This is a genomic window from Pseudomonadota bacterium, from assembly GCA_039033415.1.
Lineage (GTDB): Bacteria > Pseudomonadota > Gammaproteobacteria > Xanthomonadales > SZUA-38 > JANQOZ01.
Window position 1 is genome coordinate 163,155 of record JBCCCR010000002.1, and the last position, 14,903, is coordinate 178,057.

Below are 14,903 nucleotides of genomic sequence, written 5' to 3' on the forward strand. Positions count from 1 at the left end.
CCCGCCTTGCCCTAAGAGGATCCCTCGCCATGGAAGATATTTTTGTCCCAAAGACCAGCGGTGAAGACCCGCTCGTCAGGCAGCTACATACGGTGACCTATGTCACCGCTGAGCCGGACCGGGTGGCGCAAATCCTCGTGGAGGGTTTTGGCCTCAGCCCGGTTGAGTCGTTACCTCGAGGCAGCTCCCACCCGAATGCTGCCACTGGTCACCTGGGCTTTTCGTCCGAAGATGCGTGGGGCGCGACGATTTTTCGGAAGACCGGCGAAGGCGAGAATGTTCAGGTGCGGCTCCTGTCGGTTGAGCCGCAGCAGGCCCAGGTGAGGCGGGATCACAGCGGTCGAGACCTCGGCGCTGTCACGCTGAGTTTTCCGATGCGGGACCTGCTGGCGCACGAACAGTCCATGCAGCAACTCGACGTGTCATCGACCATCGGCGTCAAAGAGATGGAGTTCGCCAGCCCCGACGGACAGACCTATATTTCGGCAGAGATTCTCTATAAAGCCCCGGAAAACGTTCTGCTGCTCGGCGTCAGGCGCCCCGAGCAGTTTGTGCCGGTTGGTCCAATTGATCCGGCAACCGGGCTCGGTGGCCCGGCTTACTCTGCGCGGTGCGTGGCCAACCCAGACAGATTGATTGAGGTGCTGCAGGAGGTCATGGGTTTTGAGATTCGCCGGGATGCGGTGTTCACCATCGGCGAACGTTCGGGCCTGCTGCTTCCCGAAGGTACGCAGGAACGCTTTATCCAAGCGTTTGCGCCGGGTGCTGCAACCGGCTACCTGATTTTGATGGATCATTTTGACATCGCGCGAAAGCCTGCGGCGCCCACGGCGCCACCAAACCGTGGGCTGGTGATGTGGAGCTTCGAAACGTCAGACCTGGACGAGGTGGTCCGTCGTGCTGAAGCGCTCGGCCTGACGATTTCCTCGCCACCAGGTCAGCACAACAGCCCGGGCCTGCCGACAGGTCGAACAGCGGTTGTCGAGGACAGTGAGGGTTTCCCGCTTGAGTTTTTTGAGCGCTGAAATCGAGGCCGACTGCCGAGATGAAGGATCAACGGAAGTCACAACCACGGGTTTTCGGGAATGACCGTTAAGCATATGGCAAAAGCAAAGCGCACCCGGCGAATGTTTGTCGACGGCGACTATGGCCAAATCCACCTCAGGCTGGCGTCACCAGAGAACCCCAGTGAACCACCCCTGGTCCTGCTTCATATGTTTCCTCAGTCAGGCCGAAACTTTTCCGCGCTGATCGAAGCGGTCAGCCGGCAGCGGCTGGTGATCGCACCCGACTTCCCCGGTCACGGCGAGTCCGATCCGCCACCGGAGCCTATTTCAGCCTCAGACTATGCGCGCAGCATCTGGCAGGTCGTTGATCAGCTCCAGATGCTTCAGCAAACGGGATTTGTCGACCTGTTCGGCATTCATGCAGGCGCAAAACTCGCCGCCGAGGTCACGTGGCAGCGCCCGGAACACGTCGGCCGGCTGGTCCTGTCGTCGGCTGCCGCGCTGGCGCCCTCGGAGGTGCAGAAAATCCGAGGTGCCATGAGGCCCGTAGCGCTTGACCACGAGGGTCGCCGTTTTGCCCGACTGTGGGCGATGCTGCAGCAAAACCGCGGCGAGGGGACGGATCTCGAGATGTTGGCCCAGTCGTTCGCGGAAATGATCCGCTGGGGCAGTCGAAACAGCTGGGGATCCCAGGCGGTTTTTGACTATAACGAGCGATTTTCCGACGTGATCAGCAGGCTCACTCACCCGATCACCTTACTCAATCCCGGAGATGACCTTTATGAACTGACGCCGCGCACTCTGCCGCTTTTGAGGAACGGAACCTTCGTCGATCGGCCCAACTGGGGACACGGATTCCTGCAGTCTTGTGCCGGGGAGCTCGCGGGATTTATCGAACAAGCTCTCGCTACGGCAAGTGACGGACCGACGCACGGAACGGTTCAGTCGTCATAGTGATCCGAAAAAGAACAAAGTTTGCGACGGCCGCCTCAGTGACAGCCATCAGTGTCCCGCGAGTGTTAGCGATCTACGGAGCTGCCCCTTTCCCGTCAGTACATTCGCCGCGCCAAATCCCGCTATGATGCAGCGACCGATCCACGCTGAGCGTTTCATGTCAGATAAGACCATCAAATCCGTTCGTCGCGTTTTTGAAATCCTGGAACTTTTCGACCGCCATCGGGCTCCGCTTGCCGCCAAAGAGATTGCTCGAGAATTGGACTACCCCCTCACCAGCGCTCACGCCCTCCTGAAAAGCATGCACGACCTCGGCTATGCCAACTACAACGCTGAGGACTGGACGTACACACCCTCTCGAAACCTGGTGGCGAAGATCGAGTGGGTCCGCGAATACCTGGAACGCGACAGTCGAATGCTCGACATGATCAACCGGCTGAACGAAGAGACTCGGGAGACGATCAACCTCAGCCGGCTGACCGGAGACCAGGTCAAAATTGTTCACGGCCTGGAGTGTCGGCACCCGGTTGGGGTCAGCGTTCGCGAAGGCCTGCTGATGCCTGCCGTTGACTCCCTTACCGGCCTGACCGCGCTGTCGGCCTTAGCCGGCGAACGGCTGGATAACTTTCTGCAAATCTATCGTCCCGAAGCGGGGAATCTCGAGATGCTCGAGACGGTGAGAACCGAGCTCCAGGAGCGCGGAACCGTCGCGATCATGGATCTGTTTATCCAGGGGATTGGCGCGGTTTGCATGCCGGTTAAAGGCATGCTGTCGGAGGATATCTTGGTCATTGGGGTTGTCGGGCCCAGCGAGCGAATCCGAGAAAAGCAAAGACAACATCGGCAGACGCTGAAACGACTCACTCGACAATTCGGCGTAAAACCTCATTTCGCGCTCCGCAATCCACGCTGATTGGCGCCTGTGCTGGCTGACGTGACGCCTAACCCAAGCCTCTCAAATTGGGTGAGGGCATCCCGGTGATGAAACGGCTGGTAGCGTTGCTGCTGCTCTGGACTCTGGCTAGCTGCACAACACCAACAGAGGATCCCACTGCACTAGCGATTACCAACGTTACGGTGATCGACGCGGTTCACGGCAGACGCGACGCACAAACCGTGGTGTTTCGCGATGACCTTATCGTAGCGGTACAGCCAACGTCCGCACCGCCGCCCAACGCCAGCCGGATCATCGACGGCACCGGGCGCTACCTGATTCCCGGACTGTGGGACTTTCACGTCCATCTGACCTACCTCGATGAACTGACGGCCGCCATGCCGGAGCTTTTTCTGCGTTACGGCATCACCAGCGTCAGAGATACCGGCGGGACGCTGGAAAAACTGCTGCCCGTCGTCGAAGGCATGCGCGCCGTGGACGCCCGGGCGCCAAGAGTTTTTTTCTCGGGCCCGCTGCTTGACGGAACACGGGTTGTCTATGACGGCGTCGGCCGTGAGCTGCTAGGAACGGCGATCGGATCTACCGATGATGCCAGGCAAACGGTGGCAGTGCTCAAACGCGCTGGGGCAGACTTCATCAAAATCTACGAACTGGTCTCGCCCGAGGTGTTTCAAGCGTTGGTGGATGCGGCAAGAGATCTGGGCATGCCCATCGAGTCTCATGTGCCGCTGGTGATGCTGGCGCGCGACGCGGGGCCGATGGTCGACGGCATTCAGCACCTGCGAAACATCGAGCTGGACTGTGCCGCCGATGCCGAAGCGCTGCTCGAACAGCGGCAGCGTTTCGCCGAGCGGGACCAGACCATGAGCGGCTTTGACCTTCGCTCGGCCGTTCGCGAAAAGCAGATTCTGCCGGCAATCGCCAACTATGATCCGCAGCGGTGCGAGGAAACGATGGCGGCGCTGCGAGGAACGCTTCAGGGCCCGACCCTCCGGCTGAACGCCTACGGTCTCTCACCACCCTATACCCGCCCGGACTGGGAGAGCGCCCTCAGCCTGGTACCCGAGCCCGTTCAGAGCCAGTGGCGAGAGTTTGGCGAGAGGCAGCTTGCCAATCCGCGGGAGCGCGATCTGCGTGGTGCTCGCTTCAGCCTGTTTCTCACCGGTGAGATGTTTCGTCGAGGTGTCCCCTTTGCAGCCGGCACCGACACCCCGATCGGCTTTGCCGTCCCAGGCTATAGCCTGCATCGGGAGCTCGAACTGCTGGTTGAGTCCGGTCTGACACCGCTTCAGGCGCTCGGCGCGGCAACGCTGGAGCCAGCAAAATTTTTCGGGCTTGAGCAGGAGATGGGCAGTATCAACGTGGACCAGAAGGCGGACCTCGTACTGCTGACCGCTGATCCCCAGGTTTCCATCAGCAACACCAAACAGATCGCGATGGTCGTCGCAAAAGGGCGGGTGGTTTTCGAAGCCGAACCGTGAACTCAGCCCTTGCTTCACTTAAGTTCCGACCGTTGCGGCCGAAAGGCCGTAACAATGGGCAGGCAATCAACATTCATACAGCCGGCAGGTGATCAAAAGCCGCTTCGGTCGCTGAAACGGCCAGCGTGGCGTCTGCTGGACCCAAATTTTCAGACGAACGCGTCGTTTTACGCCGCGCAGTGCATGCTCGCGACGGTCACCATTTTTGCCGTGCTTCTCGCGCTGGATTCGGTGACGCAAACCGTACTAGTTGCGTCCCTTGGCGCCAGTTCGTTTATTGCGTTCACGATGCCGCACGTGGAGGCATCCAGACCCCGCTATCTTCTCGGCGGATATCTGATGGGAACGCTCACGGGCTGCACGTTCTCGCTGCTCGGTGCTGGTTCTTTTGCCACCCTCCCATCTGCCGGCCTCGTGCTCGCCGCGCTGGCTACGGGCAGCGCAATCTTTTTGATGGTGATCACCGATACCGAACACCCGCCCGCGGCAGCGCTCGCCTTGGGCTATGCCCTCAATGATTGGAACGGCCTTACTGTCGGTGTGGTTTTTGCGGGCATTGTCGCCATTGCGCTCATTAAGGAGTGCGGCAAGAGCAACATGAAAAACCTGCTTTAGCGCCGACCACTGACCTTCCGCTACACTCAGGGGATGAGTCAGGCAAGACTGCTCGTACTGTTGCTGGTGGCGGTCACCCTTTCGGCGAACGCTGGCCGGGGCATCCCGCTCGACCCTTTTGAGCGCGACCGCGGGCCTTTCCACGGTGAGTTCACCAGCCTGCTTGATGGTGTCGAACAGATCCACTGGTTTCATTCCAGCGTTGATCAGGACTGGTATGTCCTCGACGTATTTCAGGGCGAACCTAACATCATTGAAATCGAGGAACTCGTTCCGCCGGGCCGTAATCTTCCGGAGCTGACGCTGAACGTGCGGGTGTTTGACGCCGGAGATTACTGTCTTGTGCCGCTGCCCACCCTAGGTTGCGTCAACGTGCCCCTGATCGAGCGCAATCCCTGCGGCACCCGTCCCCCTCCTCCGGTCGGATCACCCGTTGCGCCAATCAATCTGGTGGGACGCACCGGCGCGGTCGCCAGCAGCGTTTATATTGTGGTCCGAGACTGTTTCGGCGCCCGGGGTGAAGACCGCTCATACCGAATCGAACTGCAGGACCGCGGCCCAGCGCCACCGTTTCCCGAATGTCAGGTGACCGACGACTGTTTTCCCCGGTCGCAGGCTGCCAACGTCACGGGCTCGGTTACTCTCGACGGCAGCGGTGAGCCGGTGGGTTTTGTGATCATTCAAACCAGCACCAACGCCACGACCTTCAGCAATCCCGTCAACGGCCAGTTCAAGGTCCTGGTGGAGGCCGGGGGTGACCCGATAACCCTGGGCGCGAACGGACAGTTTCTGGAAACCCTGTCGGTTGCTCCGCTGACGCTCGGCCCCTTTGCCGAAGGCGAGACGTTCGACGGCGTGCAGGTGATCATGTCGCCGTCCGACGTGATCTATGCGCACGGTTTTGAGCCTTAGCCAGAGAGCAACTCCGGACCTCAACATAACCCCAAAATCACCGGCAGCAGGCTGACCAGGTATTTGTAATTTGTCCTGCTTTACTTTTAGTCAGAATCAATTAGCGTGTGTGACTAACGCCCGGTACGAAAAGAAAATTTAACAGACGTATTGCGGCGAGGTCGGGGCAAGAAAACCTCTGGGGTCAGAGTTGTGTCCATGAGTCAGCGCTGATGAAAAGCGCCAATGAATAGCGTCAGGTCCGACAGCCTTCGACTGACCAATAAGGAGAGCGCTCGCTACCTGCTGGTCAGCTCGATCACCGTTGCTGTGGTCATCATTTGGGGTTCGATTGTGGCCTTCGTCAACGGCTACCCCAGCCTCCTCTGGTTTGTTATTCCGCCGGCTATCGCCTGCTTGGTTGCTCCGATTTACGTTCGCCGGGGTGGACGGACGCGTGTTGCTGAACATCTCCTTTTGTCCTGCAGCCTGGCATGTGTGCTGGGTCTGGGCCTGGCAACCGGCGGTCAGCATCTCGGCGGGTTGATGTGGGCCATTTTTATTCCGGCGCTTGCGGTTGTCATTCGAGGTCGTAAGTCAGGCGTCGTTTACGGGTCGATTACCCTGAGCGCATTGATTGCCATAACGGTGATACATCGACTGAACATTCCAACGCTCATTGCCTATCCGACCGGCTATGCGGTTACCGACTTCTTGTACAAGGCATCGTTAGCCATGTGTGCGGTCACGATGCTGGCGATGGGCGTCCGAGCCAGGCTCGAGGCGCACCACAACGCGCTGGCCAAACGAAAGCAGTTTGATCTCATCGGTAAGATGACCGGCAGCGTCGCTCACGACTTCAACAATCTGCTCGCCGTGATTGTGGGCAACCTGGAGCTGCTGGATGAGCTGCTGGATGATAAAGCGGCCGGCAAGCAGCTGGTGCAGGAAATCCGGGGCGCCGCCATGAGCGGGTCGGACCTCGTTCGAAACCTACAGGCGCTGTCACAGCAGCGACGGCTGGACCCGCGACCTGTACCGATCGCCAAACAGGTCGAGGAAAGCCTACCGCTCATCCGCCGAACGGTGGCCAAGGACGGTATCGAACTTCGGCTCACCGACCGGTCTGAGGGAGCTGTTGCGGTCGTGGATCCAGCGCAGTTCGATAGCGTGCTCCTCAACCTGTGCATGAACGCTCGGGACGCGCTGCCGGACGGCGGCGATATCGAAATCGTACTGCGTTCGGAGGATTCCGCCTCGCGGGGCGGGAAGGTGGTGATCGAGGTCTCCGATAACGGCCGAGGCATGTCCGAAGAGGTGCTCAACAACGCCCTGCAGCCTTTCTTTACCACCAAAGCGGTAGGCGACGGGTCCGGTCTGGGCCTGGCAATGGTCCACACGTTTGCCGAGCGTGCCGGCGGCGACGTGACGCTGCATTCAAGGCCGGGAGCAGGTACTCGCGTTGCGGTCAGCCTCCCGAGCATGGCACCCACCTACCAGCCGGCGGAGGATCCGGTATCCGGACCCGCACCCGGCGGTGATGAGCATGTGCTGGCCGTCGACGACGAACCGGGGCTGCTGAAAGCATGCAAACAGATGCTCGAATCGTTGGGCTACCGTGTAACCCTTGCCGCCAACGCGCGCGAAGCTCAGGAGATCCTCACCACGGATCCGACGATCTCAGCGGTCTTTACCGATCGGGTGATGCCGGGCAGCAGCGATGGCTACCAGCTTGCCCATTGGGTCAAAGAAACCTACCCCGAAATAGCGGTCTTGATGACCTCAGGCTTTGCGGGCCCCAAGCCCGGCGATCGGACAATCCCCCTGCTGCACAAACCCTACAGCCGCCAGGATCTTGCCAGCGGCCTGCGCCGGGTCATCGACGGGGGAGAAGGCAGCAGAATCGCCATAAGCTGAGGGGGGTTACTCGGCTGCGGGCGGTGTGGTCATTCGGGCAAACAGCCACCCACCCACCAGCCCTGCCGCCCCTTGGGTCAGCAGCCCCGCAAGGCTCCGCGCGGCGGCGATCGGCGTAATGTCAAAGGCCCAGTTCATGATCAGGTTGGCCGCCAGCACCGACCCAAAACCGGCGGCGATCATCAGAAGATAGCGCCCGGCACGCCACCAGCGCGACAGCAGACCGGCCATGAGCAGCGCCACGGCAAGACCCACAGCCAGTATCGGCAAATAGAGCTGCGCCATGCCCAGCAGGTCCTGACCGGTGGTTGTCGCGCGCTGCAGTGGGCTCACCGGCAGGCCAAGGTCCACGATGCGCTGCAGCGCAAACTGCGTCGCGGCGACAGTGGCCAGCACGTAGGTCGCCAGCGCAGCCACGAGAAAAGCGGCCGCACGCCGCAGAAGCCAGCGCCAAAACATCTCTTAGCCAGACCCTCGGCCCGCTGCGGGCATCGCTCGAATCACCCGCCCCGCAGGCTCGTCGGTCAAGAGATACACGGCACCCTCGGGGCCTGTTCTGACGTCTCTGATGCGAGCATCGAGCTCGCGGAACAGCGTCTCCTGACCCACCACCGCCCCCTGTCTGACCTCAATACGCCTCACGCACTTGTCCTTCAGTGCGCTGACGAGCAGGTCGCCCTGCCACTCGGGGAACAGGTCCGCTTGATAAACGGTCATGCCGGAGGGTGCAATCGACGGCGTCCAGTGCAGGATGGGCTGCTCCATGCCCTCCCACTCGGTGTAGGGAGAAACCCGGGCGCCGCTGTAATCCAGACCATACGTAATCGCCGGCCAGCCGTAGTTGTTGCCGGCCACGAGGATATTGATCTCATCGCCACCGGCCGGACCGTGCTCGTGCACGTAAACCGTACCGTCGGAGGCAACGGCCAATCCCTGCGGGTTGCGATGGCCAAAGCTGAAGACGCGGGGGGCCTTGGGGAATGGATTGTCCGACGGTACGGTGCCGTCCCGGTTGACCCGCAGCACCTTGCCCAGCTCGCTGGCCAGCGCCTGAGCCGCTTCGCGATAGTCAAAGCCGTCGCCGGTTGTCAGCAGCAGCGAGCCATCAGCCAAGAAGGCCATCCGTCCCCCGTAGTGCACCGGGGTATCTTTGACCGGACTGACTTCCAGCAAGGTTTCAAGCTGCTCCAGCCGATCGCCTACGAGTCGCGCGCTGACGACGGTGGTCGCGTTGCGCTCAGGGTCACCCCCGGCAAAAGAAAGGTAAAGTCGTTGATTGGCGGCAAACTCCGGGTCGAGCAACACGTCGAACAATCCACCCTGGCCCGCCACGTAAACCTGGGGCACGCCGCCAAGCGGCTCGCTGACCTTTCCGCCTACGCTGACCCGCCGCAGGGTGCCCGGTCGTTCGGTTACCAGCAGCTCACCGTCCGGCAGAAAGGCAAGGCTCCAGGGAAAGGTCAGGTTAGCCGCCACGGTCTCGAGTTCGTACTCTGCTGCCAGGACGCCTGGAGCGATTACCAGCAGCATGGTCATGACCAGAACTTTCATGGTTTGAGTTTAGCGCAGGAACGGCAAAAGCCCGCGTGATAACGTAGCGTGCTTTACGATGATTGAGGAGCGCCCGACATGACAACGGTGCTGATAACCGGCGCTAACCGAGGCTTTGGCCTGGCGCTCGCCGAGCAGTTTGCGCTGCGCGGGGATGGACCGGTAATCGCCTGCTGCCGAAACCCGGCAAAAGCCGATGCGCTGCGCGCTCTGGCCGACCGGTTTCCGCAGATTGAGGTGATGGCGCTCGACGTCAGCGATCACGCGGCGATCGAGGCACTGGGGCAGCAGCTCGGCCAGCGTCCTATCGACCTGCTGATCAACAATGCCGGGATCTTCGGCAAAAACCCACCGGCAACCACCGGCTTTGCCGATCAGGTTTTCGGCAATTCCGACTTCCCGGAAGACTGGATTAAGCCATTTACCATCAACGTGATGGGACCCATGAAGCTCATCGAAACGCTGGTCGATAACGTGGCGGCATCGCAGCAGAAAAAGGTGGTCATCATTACCAGCATCGTCGGTTCGATCGCCAGCGCCATGGGGCAAATGTTTGGCTATGCGGCCTCCAAGGCGGCGGCCAACATGACGGCCCGCAACCTGTCGGTCGCGCTAAGAGACCGCAACATCATCGTCAATCCACTGCATCCAGGCTATGCCAAGACCGATATGGGCGGCGATGCGGCCCACGTTGAGGTGGCTGACGCCGTCGCCGGCATCATGGGGCAGATTGACCAGATGTCGCTCGACGCCAGTGGGCAGTTCCTGTCCTTCGACGGTGCGACCCTGCCCTGGTAAAGCCCCGCTTGTCCGAAGCGGCCCAAGCCGGCGCTCGCTCGTCGGTGTCGCAACGCTACTTGCCTGTTCGATGGAGGAACTCGCCCAGGTAAAGCTCATCCCGCATTCGACCGATAAGGAAATGCTTATCGTCAATTAGCAGGACCAGACAATCAGGCACTTCCTGACATACGGCAGCCATCACGGCGTTTTGGCCGGCGAGGCCGAGCTGCGGCCCGGCGGCAGGTTGCGCCGCGCGCCGGCGCTGGCTCGCGACTGGTCGCTGCTGTTTGTAGCCCTGTGCCTTGTGCTTTGCGTGCCGAGAGCAGTCCAGGCCCAGGAAAACGGGGCGCCGCTGCCGCCTTTCCGGGTTTACGCCACCGCTGACGGCATGTCGCAGGCGGAAGTTGGCGTGCTGGCCCAGGATCAGAGCGGTTACCTGTGGATGGGCACACTCCGGGGTCTGAACCGGTTCGACGGCAGCCGGTTCACCAGCTTTACCATCGCTGAGGGTTTGCGTCAGAATCACCTGACGGCTCTGATTGTCGACGGCCGAAACCGCGTCTGGGTCGGGGATGCCCAGGGTGGTGTCAGCATGGTGGCGGATGACGCGGTTCGCCTGACGATTCCACCGCCGCCAGGCCCCGTATCGGCCGTCGCAGGGCTCTACGAGTGGCGCGATCAGCTGCTGGTTGCTACCCAGGGGAACGGGCTATGGATTGTGACCGTTCCTGGAACCGGAACCGACGCAGACCCGACAGAAGCACCCGATTGGATCAAGCTGGAAGGGCTGCCCGAGAATATCGATCAGCTGCTGGGAGATCGACGCCAGCTCGCTCTGCGAAGCGGGACGCAGGTCTGGTCCGCGGACGTGGGAACCAACCCGACCTTTCGCCGGCTTCAGGTACAGGGTACGCAGCTTGCGCGCAGCCAGACCGGCGCGATCTGGTCAGCAGGAGTCGACGGGAAACCGTTCAACCTGTCCGAGGCAACGGATGCCCAAAGCCAGCTGAATGTCGCGTTTAAGCGCTTTCTGCCAACACCTGAGGGGGAGCTGTGGCAGATTGTTGGCGACCGTTTGGTGGCGCCTGACGGACAGCAGCGCACCCTGCCCACCAGCGACATTCTCACCATGTTCAGGGATCGGGAAGGCACGCTGTGGCTCGGCAGCTCCAAAGGATTGATCCGATTTCTTGGCTTCCGATTCGACCATTTTCCCCTCGGCGACAGCCGCGACGGACGATTGGTTTGGAGCATTGAGCGAGACCTCGACGGCCGCTTTTGGTTTGGCACCGACAACTCGCTCCTGACCCTGAGCAATGGTTCGGTCGAAATACAGAACGGCCGACTCCAAATTCCGGACGGCCCGGTCAGGGATCTGCTGCTGGATGACACCGGCGCGTTGTGGGTCGCCGTGCGGGGAATAGGACTGTTTCGCGTGGCCGTCGATCGGATGACGGCCAGCATCGTGTCAGGAACCGAATCGTTGGAGATCCTCGATCTTACGCTCACCGACGATGGCGGGCTGTGGCTCTCCACGTTCAGTAATGGCGTCCTGCGCCTGAACCCAACCAATGGCGAATTGCTTCGCAGCGACCTGCCCAGAAATGCCGGGATCTATACCATCACCGCCAGCGGGGCCGCTGGCGTTTGGGCGGGCGTTAGCGGCGTTGGCGTTATAGCGCTGAGCTACGACAAGCAACGCGGTATCACGCAAAGCCGACTGGCCGACCGCGGTCAGCTCAACAGTCCTTTTATCGGCCAGATCGCCATGACCGGCAACGACTCTGCCTGGATCAGCACGGCAGGCGGAGGCATCTATCGCTATCGTGACGAGGTGCTGGAGAACCTTGGCGCGGGGACTCCGCTGGCGAGTCAAAACGTCTACCTGATCGAGCCGATCGATGAACGGTCGCTGCTGGTCGGCGGCGACGAAGGGCTTTATCAGTTTGATCTGACCACGGGTGCGGTGTATCGGCACCACGCGCTCAATGGCTTTATCGCGACCGAACCCAATGTTCATGCCACTTACCGCGCCAGCGAGGACAGCCTGTGGATAGGGACGGTGTCAGGCGTGACACGCATGGATCTGTCGCTGCCGCTTTCAGACGTGGCTGTGCCAAAGACGGAGATCGTCTCCTTTCGCACAGGCTCGGGTCGGGAGCTCAAAGGGTCCGTCGACCCGCTGCGCCCGCAGGACGGTGGCATCGTAGCCTCGTTCCGGGCCGTCTCTCTGCTGGAGCCGGATCAGCTGGAATTCTCCTATCGCCTCACGGGCTTTGACGCCGACTTTCAGGCAGGCGACGAAAGCGGTATCGCGCAGTACCTTGGTTTGAGCGACGGCACCTACGAGTTTCAGGTGAGAGCGCGCATCGCTGGAAACCCCTGGGGGCCCGTAGCTTCGCACCGCGTCGCTATCCTGCCGCCGCTCTGGCAGAGACCCGCCTTTATCCTCCCGGCCGTGCTGGTGCTGCTGCTCGTGATTTACGGTGTGGTGTGGTTCTGGACACGACAAATTGCCCGGATCAACCAACGACTCAGAGAGGAAGTGGCGGAGCGAACCCGTTCCATCGAACAGGCGCGGCTTCGCTTGGAACAAACCAACGAGCTCCTTGAGTACCAGGCCAACTATGACGAGCTGACAGGGCTGATCAACCGTCGGTCGTTTGAGTCGAAGCTGATGGAAGCCTGGTCAAAGCCGGCGAGCGATGATCGATTCAGCTACCTGATGTGTATGGATCTCGATCAATTTAAGGTCGTGAACGATACCTGCGGGCATGCGGCGGGTGATCAGCTGCTGTGTCAGGTTGCGGACCTCGTCAGCGGTCAGCTGCGCGACGGTGACATTATGGGGAGACTCGGTGGCGACGAGTTTGGCCTCATCATCCAGGACTGCACCCGCGAGGAGGCGCTGGAAGAGGCAGAGAAGGTGCGGGCCGCCGTGGAAGAGCTGCAGTTTCCCTGGGAGTCGGAAGTGTTCCGCATCGGCGTCAGTATCGGTGGGCTGCCGATCGACATAGATATCGGCGACGTCAACGAGCTCCATCAGATGGCTGACGCAGCCTGTTATTCAGCCAAGGAAGCCGGAAGAAACCAGGTGCACCTGGTGCAGGGCGACAAGGATCTGGCGCTGCAGCGGCGCGGCGAGATGCGCTGGGTCCAGCGCCTTCATGACGCCATGGAACACAACCGCTTCGCCCTTTACGGGCAGAAAATTGCGCCGGTAGACCCGAAAGTCAAAGAGCCGGAGCGGATGGAAGTGCTGCTTCGCATGCGCGATATGGAAACCCGCAAACTCATCCCGCCGGGGGCCTTTCTGCCCTCAGCAGAGCGGTATGGACTCAGTATCAAGCTGGATGAATGGGTGGTCACCAACCTTCTCAAATCGCTGTTTCTGCACGAGTCCTTCAATGCCGGCGGCCGCCACTACTGGGTGAACCTGTCGGGCGCCAGCGTCGGTGATCCCAAGTTTTGCCAGAAGCTGCTGAACCTGATGAAAGACTCGCCGCTGCCCCCAGGCATGGTGAATTTTGAAATTACCGAAACCGCGGTGATTCGGAGCGTCAACGAGGCCGCGCGCCTGATCTCGGCACTCAAGGAAATGGGCTGTGCTTTTGCCCTCGATGATTTTGGCAGCGGGCTGTCGTCTTTTGGGTATCTCAAGAAGCTTAAGGTGGACTACCTGAAGATCGACGGGATGTTTGTGCGCGACATTGTCAGCGACAAAACTGACCGGATTTTTGTCAAATCCATTATCGACATTGCCCACACCCTTAACATTAAGGCGATTGCTGAATTTGTCGAGGATGACGAGATTCTGGAGGTCATCCGATCTCTGGGCGCCGACTATGTACAGGGCTACGGGGTCCACAGACCGGAACTGCTGGCGCCGAGTTTCCCCGCCAGACAAATGCCGCCGGGAGGTCCGCTCGCGGATCTCATGAAGGCTGGAGTGAACTGATGAACGCGCATGCACCCGCCAGCGTCCTGGCTGAAACCCTGAACCATTTACCCGCACTCCCGGAGGTGGCAAGCGAGATTCTGACTCGCCTCAACGACGAGTTCGTGACCGGCAAGCAGGTGGCAGAAGTGGTGGGCAAAGATCCGGGCATCTCCGCCCGGCTGGTGGCGTTGGCCAACTCTGCCTATTTTGGACTGAGTGAACCGGTCGGCAACCTGGAGCAGGTTGTTAACCGGGTGCTGGGCGTCGACAACGTGCGCTCCCTTGCCCTGGCGCTGGCCGCCGGTCACGTGCTGGATACGTCCAGCTGTGACGGTTTCAACACGCGGCGGTTTTGGGAGAATGCGCTGCTCATGGCCGACGCCACGGCCCGGATCGTCGCCGACGAGAAGAAAGCGACGCAGGCTGACAAAGATCTTGCGTATCAGACCGGCCTCTGCCACAACATCGGGCTGCTGGCGCTTGCGGCACTGAAGCCGGAAATGACCAGCGACATTCTCAGCCTTCGGGACGCGGAACCCGACGCTAAAAAGGCCTTGGCTCCGCTGCTGCGAGCGGCTTTTGGCGTCGATCACCGCGAGCTCACTCATGCAGTCGCCTGCGCCTGGAAGCTGCCGGAGGCCTCGGTGCTGGCTTTTGAGCCCGTTTCCACATCTTCGTCGATGCTGCATTACGCCCTGGATGTGGCCCGCATGGCGGTCGCCGATCCCATCGAGCCAACGGTTGCGCCCGACCAGCAGGATGACCGTCTGTCCGTGGCCGAGGCGATTGCGCCGTCAGCGCGCTACCGTCAGCGCGTCGCCGCGATGGTAGAGGGCATAAGCGCAGACTAAGCGGTCGGGGTGCCGTCGGGC

12 protein-coding genes are annotated in these 14,903 nt (G+C 60.9%); 10 read left to right on the forward strand and 2 right to left on the reverse strand.

Features of this window, described 5'->3' with window-relative positions; translation table 11 throughout:
* Positions 1-29 precede the first annotated feature (29 nt).
* The 7 genes from AAF358_02285 to AAF358_02315 all read left to right on the forward strand — a co-directional run bounded on the left by AAF358_02285 (position 30) and on the right by AAF358_02315 (position 7,760).
* Positions 30-1,025, forward strand: a complete 996-nt coding sequence (locus AAF358_02285; GenBank protein ID MEM7704347.1) for a VOC family protein — start codon at positions 30-32, stop codon at positions 1,023-1,025.
* Between the two features lie 75 nt (positions 1,026-1,100).
* Positions 1,101-1,961 (forward strand): alpha/beta fold hydrolase, encoded by an 861-nt coding sequence (locus AAF358_02290; protein MEM7704348.1) that lies wholly within the window; start codon positions 1,101-1,103, stop codon positions 1,959-1,961.
* Between the two features lie 157 nt (positions 1,962-2,118).
* On the forward strand, positions 2,119-2,874 hold the full coding sequence (locus AAF358_02295; protein ID MEM7704349.1) for a helix-turn-helix domain-containing protein: 756 nt from the start codon (positions 2,119-2,121) through the stop codon (positions 2,872-2,874).
* A gap of 68 nt (positions 2,875-2,942) precedes the next feature.
* On the forward strand, positions 2,943-4,337 hold the full coding sequence (locus tag AAF358_02300) for an amidohydrolase family protein (protein MEM7704350.1): 1,395 nt from the start codon (positions 2,943-2,945) through the stop codon (positions 4,335-4,337).
* A gap of 54 nt (positions 4,338-4,391) precedes the next feature.
* Positions 4,392-4,952: an HPP family protein gene (locus tag AAF358_02305; protein ID MEM7704351.1), complete on the forward strand. Its 561-nt coding sequence runs from the start codon at positions 4,392-4,394 to the stop codon at positions 4,950-4,952.
* A gap of 33 nt (positions 4,953-4,985) precedes the next feature.
* Positions 4,986-5,864: a hypothetical protein gene (locus AAF358_02310; protein ID MEM7704352.1), complete on the forward strand. Its 879-nt coding sequence runs from the start codon at positions 4,986-4,988 to the stop codon at positions 5,862-5,864.
* Positions 5,865-6,089: 225 nt separating this feature from the next.
* A complete protein-coding gene (locus AAF358_02315; protein ID MEM7704353.1) occupies positions 6,090-7,760 on the forward strand; it encodes an ATP-binding protein in 1,671 nt (556 codons plus the stop codon).
* Positions 7,761-7,766: 6 nt separating this feature from the next.
* Here AAF358_02315 and AAF358_02320 read toward each other — a convergent pair whose 3' ends face one another.
* The gene (locus AAF358_02320) at positions 7,767-8,219 is read right to left on the reverse strand and encodes a hypothetical protein (protein ID MEM7704354.1); all 453 of its coding nucleotides are present in this window, start codon (positions 8,217-8,219) and stop codon (positions 7,767-7,769) included.
* Between the two features lie 3 nt (positions 8,220-8,222).
* Positions 8,223-9,311 carry a PQQ-dependent sugar dehydrogenase gene (locus AAF358_02325; GenBank protein ID MEM7704355.1) on the reverse strand — a complete coding sequence of 363 codons (1,089 nt, stop codon included), beginning with the start codon at positions 9,309-9,311 and terminating at the stop codon, positions 8,223-8,225.
* A gap of 78 nt (positions 9,312-9,389) precedes the next feature.
* Between AAF358_02325 and AAF358_02330 the strand changes: the two genes are divergently transcribed.
* From AAF358_02330 to AAF358_02340, 3 genes are all read left to right on the forward strand, one after another.
* A complete protein-coding gene (locus tag AAF358_02330) occupies positions 9,390-10,109 on the forward strand; it encodes an SDR family oxidoreductase (protein ID MEM7704356.1) in 720 nt (239 codons plus the stop codon).
* Between the two features lie 190 nt (positions 10,110-10,299).
* Positions 10,300-14,049: an EAL domain-containing protein gene (locus AAF358_02335; GenBank protein ID MEM7704357.1), complete on the forward strand. Its 3,750-nt coding sequence runs from the start codon at positions 10,300-10,302 to the stop codon at positions 14,047-14,049.
* Positions 14,049-14,882 carry an HDOD domain-containing protein gene (locus AAF358_02340; GenBank protein ID MEM7704358.1) on the forward strand — a complete coding sequence of 278 codons (834 nt, stop codon included), beginning with the start codon at positions 14,049-14,051 and terminating at the stop codon, positions 14,880-14,882. The genes AAF358_02335 and AAF358_02340 overlap by 1 nt, the downstream gene beginning before the upstream one ends.
* Positions 14,883-14,903 lie beyond the last annotated feature (21 nt).